The following is an 11,167-nucleotide window of genomic DNA, read 5'->3' on the forward strand; positions in this document are numbered from 1 at the left end:
CAGTCGCCCGCACGCCGACCGCCGCCGCGCCCAAACCAGACGAAGCGATCACGGCCGGATTCGCCAACACGGAACCCCCGACCCGGTCCACCAAGAACGCCGAACCAGCCCCAGACAACTCAAACGACACGTCCCGACCCTCGACCAAACCACCCAACACGTCGCTGACCACCACAGACGCCCAATGCACCCCGCCCGCCGGATCAACCGAACCAGTCGAATAAGCGAACGACGCCCGGACCGCGTCGAAGTCCAAACTAGGCGCCGCGAACTCAACCACCGCCGTGGAGCCCACCTGGGACCCGCCGACCTCCGCCTTGACCTCATACGAACCAGGCGATGCGACCGTGAACGAACCCCACTCCGCCGCGCCGGAAGCGTTCGTCGTCAAGCTCACGCCGACCGTCCACGCCGTTGCGCCCTCCGCCCGATGCGAGAACACGACCGACTCGGGCGTGGCCCACGCCGCACCGTACTGGTCAACCAACGACACCCGGAACCCATGCGCGGAGCCGACCACAGGCACCAACCCCTGCGTCAACCACACAAACGACGAGGCGCCCAAATCAAGGGCCGGCGGCGGCGGAGCGATCGGCACGAACTGAACAGTCACCGTCGAACCCACCTGCACGCCGACAACCTCAGCCCGCACCTCGTAAGACCCGACCGAAGTCGAAGTGAACGAACCCCACTCAGCCGCGCCCCCCGCAGTCGTCACCGTCGCGCCCACAGTCCACGCCGACCCGCCCACAGCCCTGTAGGAGAACTCCACCGGCACCGGGGTGGTCCACGGATCCCCGTACTGGTCAACCAACAACACCCGGAACCCATGCGGATCGCCCGGATACACCATCCGACCCTGCGTCAACCACACAAGCGACGAGGCGCCCAAGTCAACCAGCGGCGGCTGCGTCGGGGTCACGAACAAGAAGTCCACCACCCCCACAACCTCCGAACCAACCCGCACAACCAAATGCGCCGACGTGTCAGAAGAAGCCCGCACCGACACCCGCGCGGCCCCGACATCGGACGAGCTCACCACCAACGGATTGTCGCCCAACGCCGCCCCCGACGCCGCATCGGCGAAGAACGCCGAACCCGCCGGAGACAACTCAAACGACACGGCCTGGTCCCCGACCAAACCACCCAACACGTCGCTGACCACCACAGACGCCCAATGCCCCGCACCCGCCGGATCAACCGGACCAGTCGAATAGGCGAACGACGCCCGGACCGCGTCCAAATCCAAATCCGGCGCCTCGAACTCCACCGTCACAACCGAGCCCACCTGGAACGCGCCGACCTCGGCCTTCACCTCATACGAACCCGGCGCGGCGACGGTGAACGAACCCCACTCCGCGACACCGGAAACGTTCGTCGCCTCGGTCGCCCCGACAATCCACGCCGTGGCGCCCGCAGCCCTGTAAGAGAACACCACGCTCTCAGACGAAGCCCACGCCGCACCGTACTGGTCAACCAGAGAAACCCGGAACCCATGCGGCTCGCCCGGATACACCACCTGGCTCTGCGTCAACCACACAAGCGACGAGGCACCCAAATCAAGCGCCGGCGGCGGCGGAGCGATCGGCACGAACTGAACAGTCACCGTCGAACCCACCTGGGAGCCGACCACCTCAGCCTTGACCTCATAAGACCCGACCGAAGTCGAGGTGAACGAACCCCACTCAGCCGCGCCCCCCGCAGTCGTCACCGTCGCGCCCACAGTCCACGCCGACCCGCCCACAGCCCTGTAGGAGAACACCACCGGCCCCGGGGTGGTCCAAGGATCCCCGTACTGGTCGACCAACAACACCCGGAACCCATGCGGATCACCCGGATACACCACCCGGCTCTGCGTCAACCACACAAGCGACGACTTCTCCAGATCCAAGCTCAAAGTCGGCGCCGCGAACTCCACCACGACCGTCTGACCCAGTTGGACGTTGTTGAACTCCGCCTTCACCTCGTAAGAACCAGGCGCGGACACAGTGAACGACTCCCACTTGGCCACATCCAAATACGGGGTCCCGCTGTAGCCCTGGGTCCACACCGATTGCCCAACAAGACGATACGAAAGCACCACCGGGGCGCCCTGACGCCACACCTGCAACCACGGGCCGCCGAACTGATCCCGCAAGGTTAGCTGCAGCTTGTGCGGCGAGCCGACCACCACAGCGTCGTCGCACGTCAAGCACTCAAACACCGACCCGGCCGGGTCCAGTGCGGCAGCCACAAACGACACCGACACCACCGAACCCACCGCAGAACCGCCGACCTCCGCCTTGACCTGATATACGCCAGCCTGGGCTGCGGTGAACGAATCCCACTCCGCCACACCCGCTCCTGCGGGCACGCTCTGGCCAACCGCCCAGGTCGACCCGGCCTCCGCTTTGTAGGAAAACACCACGGTCTCCGCCGCCGTCCACGGATCGCCATACTGGTCAACCAACGACACCTTGAAACCGAACTTCGGCGAATACCCCTCGCCAATCACCTGGGTGTCGCCCTCCGTCAACTTCTCAAACGACGAACGCGACAAGTCCAGATGCGGCTGCTCGGGCGGCTGGTCTTGGAAAACCACTGAGGCGGGCGAACCAACGCTGATGTCGCACTGCGAACCCCAGCTTTCGCCTTCATGGCTCGCGGTAACCTCCGCCTGCGCCGTGAACTGGAACGTCCCCGCCACCTGGGAGGTTACGGTCAAGCTCGCCGCGCCGTCCGCGTCAATCGGAACGGTCACCGAATAAGCACCCGCCCCGCCCAACTCCATCGCCTCGCCGACCGAGGTGAACACCACCGACCCCTCGCCGGCGGTGAACGGCACGCCGTCCTGATCCGTCAGCACCGCTTTGACAGTCCACTCGGATTCGCCGTCAGCGATCACGGGCTGTTCAGACCACTCCAGGCGGCTCAAACCCTCGCCAGACGTGACCTCGCGCGGAACGAAGTTCAACGCCGCCGCCACCGGCGAGCCGTCAGAAGCGCTCGCAGTCGACTGCCCGTCTATCAGCAGCCGCTCAAACGCCGCGCCGCCCACCGTCGCGGACACCAGGAGCGGCTCCCACTCCCCGCTCACGAACGGCGAGGTCAACGACACCGAGGCGTAACCGGATCCATCCGTGACGGCCGTCACCTCGCCGGGGCCGGTCGACAGGCCGGCGGACGTGTACTGCGGGAAGGCGAACTTCACCGTGGCGCTCTGCATCGGCTCGCCGTAAGCGTCCCTCGCCACGGCGCCCACAACCAAAGTGGAACGGCCGTTCGCGACCGCCCGGACGGCATCGGCGGGCTGGATCAACCACGACTCGGCCGGGGAAAACACCCCCGGCTCGGGCTGGTTGGCGAACTGCACAGTCAGGATCTCGCCGACCTGGAAGCCGCGGACTGTGACCGTCACGTCGAAGAAGCCGGCATGGGACTCGGGCAAGCCGAGTTCGTATTGGCACACGCCATTAGCCGCCACCCTGGTGACGCCGGTAGTCCAAGAGGCCGTGCCATGATTGCGGTGGGAGAACACTGCGTTTTCCGTACCAGTCAACAATTCGCCGGACTCGTCCCGCAAGGTCAACTCGAACACATGGACGCCAGTGCCCGCCACTGGCGTCTGCGCAGCGGTCAGTGCCACAAACGTGGACTTCTCCAGGCTGAACGGCAGGGGCCCGAACTCCACCGTCACCGTTTCGCCAACCTGGTTGCCGTCCAGTTCGGCCTTGACCTCATACAGGCCCGGCGTGGTCTGGGTGAACGTGTTCCAAGCCGCCACGCCAAAGTATGTGCCGGATCGCACGCCCTCAGTCCACTCGGACGCGTCCTTGGCGCGGTAGGAGTAGACAACCGTGCGGCCCGTGTAGCTCACCTGCCCAAACTGATCCCGCAGGGTCGTCTCGAACTTGTGCGGGTTGCCGACCATAGGGGTCTGGCCCTCCGTTACCCAGACGAACGAGGACTGCGTCAGGTCCAACACCCGCGCGGCGAACTCGACCGTCACGGTGCCGCCCACCTGATGGCCGTCCACCTCGGCCTTCACGTCATACTTGCCTGGCGTGCCGCTGGTGAACGAGTCCCATCCGGCCACGCCGTCCGTCGTGGTGACTGTGGGGCCGGTGGTCCAGTTTGCGGCGCCCTCGGCTTTGTAAGAGAAGACCACCGATTCTTCGGCGGTCCACGGATCGCCATTCTGATCCACCAGGGACGCCTTGAACCTGTGCTGCATGTCGGTGCCCACGGGCTCCGCCGCCGACAGCGCCTCGAACGAGGACTTGCCGACGTCGAGCTGAGGCTGCGGGATTGTCCCGCCTTGGAAGATCGCGACGGCTGGGGAGCCTTCTTCGATTTCGCAGTCCGAGCCCCAGGTTTGGCCGTCGTAGGCGACCGTCACATTCGCGTGCGCCGTGAACTCGAACGTCCCCGCCACCTGCGAGGTCACAGTCAACACGGCCGCCCCGTCGGCGCCGATCGGCACCTGAACGCCGTAGTTTCCGGGGCCGTCCAACTCCATAGCCTCGCCCACCGAATAAAACTCGACATATCCCCCGACGCCGCCCGTGAACGGCAAACCGTCCTGATCAGTCAACACCACCCTGACAGTCCACCCCGACTCGCCGTCAGCGGCGACCGGGTCCTGGGACCACTCCAAACGGCTCAGACCAGCGCCAGACGCGACCACGCGAGGAACGAAGTTCAAACGCGCCCGCGCCGGAGCGCCCCCCGGCGCCCCCACATTCGGGCTCCCCGCCGTCTGCAACCGCTCAAACGCGGCCCCGCCCACGCTCGCGGTGACCGCAAACGGGTCCCACAAACCGCGCATGAACGGCGACGTCAACGTCACACTCGCGTAACCCGCCTGGTCCGTGGTCGCCTCCACCTCGCCCGGCCCGGCCGTCAAGCCAACGGACGTGTACTCCGGGATGAAGAAGCTCACCGTCGCGCCCTCAACCGGGTCGTCAAACGCGTCTCGCACCACCGCGCCCACAACCTGGACGCCAACCCCGTTCGCCGCAGCCGTGTCCTCGTCCGCCGGCTGGATCAGCCACGAGTTCGCCACCGAAGGCGCCCCCGGGAGGGGGCCGGCCTCGGCGAACTTCACCTGGGCGATGCCGCCGACCTGCCTACCAGCAACCTCGGCCTTCACGTTGTACACGCCAGGCGCCGACGCGTTGAAAGCGTCCCACCCGGCCACGCCGCCCGCGCTGGTCACCGCGGCGCCCTGCGTCCAGGTGGCCGCGCCGTCCAACTGATAGCTGAAGACGACGGTTTCGGGGCTGGTCCAAAGGCCGCCGAACTGGTTCTTCAGCGTCGCCTCGAACTGGTGCGGGGCGCCGCCCACCGGCGGGGTCTGGTCCGAGGTCAACGCGGTCAGCACCGACTGGCTGCCGCTCAACTCTGGAACCGTCGAAGCCTGCACAAACGTGGCCACCGAGTTCCAGTCCTCCAGAGAGCCGGAACCCAACCCCTCGCCGTAAACCTGCACGCCGATCGAGTATTCGCCCGGCTCTGTGGAGGTCACCGGGGCCGTGTAAACACCCCAACCCACGTGGCTGAAGACCCCAACCGTGACGCCAGGCCGATTGGGGATGGCCACGATCGCCGCCGCCGCGTCGACCACCGGCCCGTCCTCCTCATCCCGCAACTGAACGGTGACGGTGGCGGCGGACACCCCATCCGCCGGCACAGACGCCCCGGAGACCGTGTACCAAGTGTTGTCCGCTGACAGATCGTACGGGGTGCCCAACCAACGCAAAACCTTAGGAGAACCCTGCAGATCCTCGCCGTCCCCGGTGGCGACCAGGTGGCAAACACCGGGGTTGTCGCTCCAGACGGTGGCCACCGCCTGGCCGTTGGCGTCAAGCTTCGCCTCGAAGTTTTGGCGCCACGCCCAGAAGTTGCCAGGGTCGCTCGGGTCCACAAAGTGGGCGTCACAGCCGGGCGACTCCAGGATGCTGACGCCAAAGTCCGCGTAGCCGTCGTCGCGACCTGCGGCCCTGTGCGTCTTGCCGCGACCCCAGCCGGTGATCGTGATCTGGTAGACCTGCCCTGGCGGGATTGCGACCGGCACGCCATCGGCCGCGTCGTTCGGGTCGTTCGGGTTGTCCACCGGCAGCGACGGTGACACGACCAGGGTGGAATCCTGATCCCAAGGATCAGGTTGGCCAAACGTCAGGACCACGGTGGTGGATGCGGGATTGCCTTGGTTCGCCACGGCGAATTCGCCGTTCCGGTCCTTGTAGGTGACCGTGATGTGGCGCGGGCCGGGTTCTGTCGAAGACACCTCAATGAAGGCGTAGCCTTCTTCGCAGCTCCTATAACCTCCATAGCCCCGGTAGCAGTAGAATCGGCCCCCGTCCATGTCAAACAGTCCCACGCCGCCCAACGGATCGCTGGCCGCCGGCGCCCAGTTGAGTCCACCCGCCGAGTAGGTCACCGGGTTCCCGTCCGCGTCAAGCAACCTCACCATCACTCTGGCGGCATCCGCGTCGCCGTCGTAGTTTCCCGTGCCGGGCAGCGGCTGCCAACTTGCTGCCGGCACATGACTTGAGTCATCCCAGGCACTGGACTTCGCCGCGCTCACCGGCTGCTCCGTTGATGCCAGCATGTGGGCTGTGTCATAAGCGACGCCCATGTAGGTGAAGGCCTGAAGCGGCTGCCCGTCGAACGTCACTTGCAGCTGGAAATCGCCTGGCACAGTGCCTTTGAAATAGGCGATGTACTCGCCGTTGGCCTCGTCCAGGAAGCCGCTCACCTCCAAGCCGCTGCCCTCAGGCGTCACAACCGCCAAGCGATGCGCCTGGCCAGCTATCCAATCCTCGCCAAAGCGCGTTTCGGAGCCCATCAGGTCCACTTCGATGGTTCCCACATCTGCGCCGTTCGCGACCACCGGGCCTGTATTCCCTACTTCGAATCTGGAGGCGTACGGCGTGATCAGGTCCGGCTCATCACCGGCAGTCCACTCGAGGACCTTGGGCGACCCGGCAATCGGACCGTTGGCGTACCCCCGGTATTGCTGCAATTCGGCGGTCAGCTTGCAGGTCCCCGGATACTCCATCTGCTGCCAGATGTACGCCACCGCGCGACCGGTCAAAGAGGTGGTGACTTGGACATCACGATGCCAGCCGTAGTCGCCGCCCTCGACCTGCGCCTCGCACACGCCCTCGTCCCAGTGGTTCAGACGCAGGTACACGTCTTGGCCGCCCACCCGGTTGTTGCGGCCCTCGTCCCAGGTGGTGATGATCACCTTGTAGCGCTGCTTCGAACCGTTCCGCAACGGCGCGGGCACGCCGTCGGGCGCGTCTGCGGGGTCATCCGGGTCGTCTGCCGGATCCGACGGTGTTACCACCAGTGTGGAGTCGACCCGGCTGGCCGGCGGCGTGACGAAGTAAGCGCGCAACACCTTTGAACTCGGGGAGTCGCCGTTGACTATCGCCACCGCGTTCGGGGTGCCCGGCATATAGGTCACCGTCACTTGGCGTTCGCCGGCCTTGGACGAATACACGTCCAGGCCGTACACGCCGGAAACGCACTCGCCGTTCACGGGCACCTGTGTGCAGGCAAAGGCTTCCTCGTTGCCGAAGTAGAGGCCTATTCCGTCCAGCGGGTCGCCGGGGGCGACTGCGGCGACCAGGTCTGCCGCCGCGTTGGTCACGGGGTTCCCGGCGGCGTCCTCCAGCGTCACCTTTATGATCTGCTTCCCCCACTCTCCCACAGTCGAATTGGGGCGGTCATGATTGGCCTGCTGATTCTCCCGCTGGGTGATCCTGGCCTGCGACCGGGCCGCCGAGGGCGGCGGGCCCTCCGGGGCCACCAAGGTGCCCGTGGCGTTGCCTATCCCGGGTTGGACGCTCAAGGTTTGGTTCGCGGCCTTGACCGTGATGTTGTAGGACCCGGCGGCGGTGCCAGCGTACGCGGCCACATAGCGGCCGTTGCCTGTGTGGGTAAACGAATCAATGCTGATTCCGCTGCTCGGCTGCGCCTCAGCCTGAATCAGGTCCGCATACTGAATGGAGGGCTTCCCGTTCGTGCCATACAACTGAACCTCAATGGTGCCTTGGTCCACGCCATTGGCCAACACCGGCCGGGCGGAGACGCTGAACCAGGTCTTGGCGCTGGCCAGGTCAAGGGGGCCGTCGACCCACACCAATTGCTTTGTCTTGTTCGGCAGGTCGCGGGAATCGCCCTCCCACGTCAGCGTGCACTGGCCAACCTCATTGCCGACCACTTCGATGGACAGGCGGCCCTCCTCTGAGGTGCTGCGCACCTGGTAAACCTGCGTGCCGTTTGGGAACGTGGCGTGGCAGTCCTCGCCCTCCAGGGTCAGGCGGATGACGTAATCGTCGACGGGGACGCGGTTGTTGCGGCCCGCGTCCCAGCGGGTGGCCGTCACTTGGTAGGACCCGCCCACTGGCAGCGGCAGCGGCACGCCCCTGCCGTCATCGGCCGGGTCGTCCGGGTCGTTCTCCGGGTCGGAAGGCGAAACCATCAGCGTCGAGTAGTCCCAAGACGAACCCTCATCCACCACGAACTCCGCCAACAGCACGTCGGATCCCGGCCGGTTCCCGTCTTCAAGTTTGAACGAGCCTGGCAAGCCGTCCCGGTACACCACTTGCAACTGCCGCACGCCGGCGACTGACGCGCTGACGAATGTGTAGTAGGCCCCGTCCAGGCATTCCCCCGTGTCCGGATCCAGCTCGTCAGCGCAGGCGAACGTGCCATCCGCAGGAGTGAAGAACAGGCCTTGCCCGTTCGCCGGATCGCCCGCAGCGGCACGGATTTTGAGCAACGGGCTGGAGGCGACATCGGTGATGGGGTAGCCCTCCCCGTCTGCCAACACCACGTAGACCTCAAAGCCGTCGACTATCTCCGGGTGCTCGGCAGCGGACGGGTTGAGCGCGTTCGCGAGGGCCGTATCCGTGCCTATGTCAGCGTAAGATTCGGCCGGATCGGCCAGGTTTTCGCCCGGATCTGCGGCGGCTGCGGCCTCAAAGTAGAGCGTGGCGTCCGCGAACACCTGATGGTTTTCGCGCGAGTCGCCGACCAGTTTGTAGGTGCCGGGTTCGGTGGCTACCACGCTGAGGCTGGCCCATCCGCTGTCATTCAGCGTGACGTTAATATCCGGCGAGCCGTCGTTTTCCCAAAAGAACGCGCCGCCTGCGGGGGCGTCATCCTGCGGCACAACATGGAAGGAGACCTCGGCGCCTGCGGCGGGCACCGGCTCACCGCCCGGCTGGCCGGTGCCCATCCCAAGGATTTCGACCTGGTAGTCCGCCTCCCCGTTGGCGGGGATTGGGCTGGCCGGGTCCGGTTCCGGGTCCAAGACGAGCTGGGAAGGCCCCAGTTCTGGCACCAAGGCCGCCGCCTCCTGGGCGGACGTGAACCCCTGGGCCACGATCAAGCCCGCCATCGCCATGACGATCGCGGTGGCCATCGCCGCCGGTCTGCGCCAGTAACCGCCGGTCAACGGCCGCAAAATGGTTGGCTTAAACATGTCTGGCACCTCGATCTGTGTGGCTGGGCGATACATTGGCGCACACGATCAAACGCGGTACGCTCCTGCGGGGACTTTAGCCCACGTCAAACTCGCATTTCAGAGGTTTTGAGCAGAAGTACCCATAGCCGCGCGAATTGCCGCGGCGTCTATTCCGCCGAACTCCGGGAGGCGAAAACCCGAAAGCAACACCGTCCCGATTTACGGGGCGGGGACGGCGCCTGCCCCGTGGCGCCGTCTCCGCTTTCGTCAGGCGTTGAGGCGGCGGCGAGCCGCCCCGACCAGCATCGCCCCGGCGCCCAGGAAGCCCAGCACCAGTCCGACCAGCACCCCCAGGCCCGCCGAACCCGTGCGCGGCAGGTCGTCGTCGCCGTCCGAGCCCCCGGTCGCGGTGGCGCTTGAGCCGCCCGTCGGGCTGGCGCTCGCGCTGGCCGTCGGATCGCCGCTCGCGCCGCCGGATGGGCCACCAGTCGGCTGGCCGCTCGGGCCACTCGTGGGACCACCGGTCGGTTCGCCGCTCGGACCACCCGTCGGGCCGCCCGTCGGCTCTCCGGTCGGGCCTCCAGTCGGGCCGCCCGAGGGCCCGCCGCTTGGGCCACCTGTCGGTCCGCCAGTCGGCTCTCCGGTCGGGCCGCCCGAGGGCCCGCCGCTTGGGCCACCTGTCGGCCCGCCAGTCGGCCCTCCAGTCGGGACGCCAGTGGGCCCGTCAGTCGGTCCGCCGGTCGGTCCGCCGGTCGCGCCGCCAGTGGGTCCGCTGGTCGGGCCACCGCCCAACGTCACCGCGAACGACTCCTGGAACGCCCCCGATGCCGTGCCGGTCAAGGTGATGAGGTGGTCGCCCGCGTCGGTGGACGCCGGGACGGTCCAGGTGAACGTGACTCGCCCGGCGGCATCGGCGGTGGCGGTCCCAACCGGGTGCGGTTCGGAGTACATAACCGCGGTGACCACCTCGCCGGGTTGGAAATTGAAGCCCGTGGCGGTCTGAGTCCCGCCCCGAACCACGGAGGCCACGGCGATCACGACCCGCGGCACCCCGATCCGCCAAACGACGCCCGCTGTGTTCCCCGCCGGGTCGCTCTGCTCGACACTCACCAAGTCGCCCTCCTGCGCGGCCGGGTCAAGCGAGCAAGACCAAGCGCCGGAAGCCGAAACCACGGCTTGGCACAACCCGGCGCCATTCGAATCCGAGACCACAATCTGGTTCCCGGCCTCGCCGGTCCCGCTCAGAGAGGACCCGTCGGACGGGTCGATCCGCCCAGCCGCCGGAGGCACCGCGTCGATCCGCACGGTCACCGCCGGCGACGCCGACCCGCCCGTGCCCTCAACCCAGACAGACACCTCGACGCCGTTCCCCAACCCCGGCAACGCGCAGTCGAAGGACCCGCCGACCGCCACCGGGCAACGGGCCACCTCCCCGGAGCCGTCCGCCACAACCACCACCAAAGTCCCCGCGGCGGCCGCGTCCTCGTCGGCGGCCGCGACCCGGCCGGCGACCCGCTGGCCATTGGACGGGTTGACCGCCGGCGGCGACAACGCCGTGCCGGGGCCACCCGCGGCCAGGAAGGTCGCGGTCTGCGGCGAGCCGGTCACGTCCACACCGCCGATCCTCGCCCCGACGCTCCACACCGCCGGCACCGGCGAGGAGAACTCGAACACCGCCACCCCATCCGCGCCAGCAGCCACCACACG

2 protein-coding genes are annotated in these 11,167 nt (G+C 67.0%); both read right to left on the reverse strand.

Annotation, left to right across the window (positions count from 1 at the left end):
* A partial coding sequence (locus tag LBC97_04115; protein MDR2565241.1) for a hypothetical protein occupies positions 1–9,478 on the reverse strand: 9,478 nt, incomplete at its 3' end.
* Between the two features lie 249 nt (positions 9,479–9,727).
* Positions 9,728–11,167, reverse strand: a 1,440-nt coding sequence (locus tag LBC97_04120) for an Ig-like domain-containing protein (protein MDR2565242.1), incomplete at its 5' end; no start/stop codon positions are given.

The organism is Bifidobacteriaceae bacterium, assembly GCA_031281585.1.
Lineage (GTDB): Bacteria > Actinomycetota > Actinomycetes > Actinomycetales > WQXJ01 > JAIRTF01.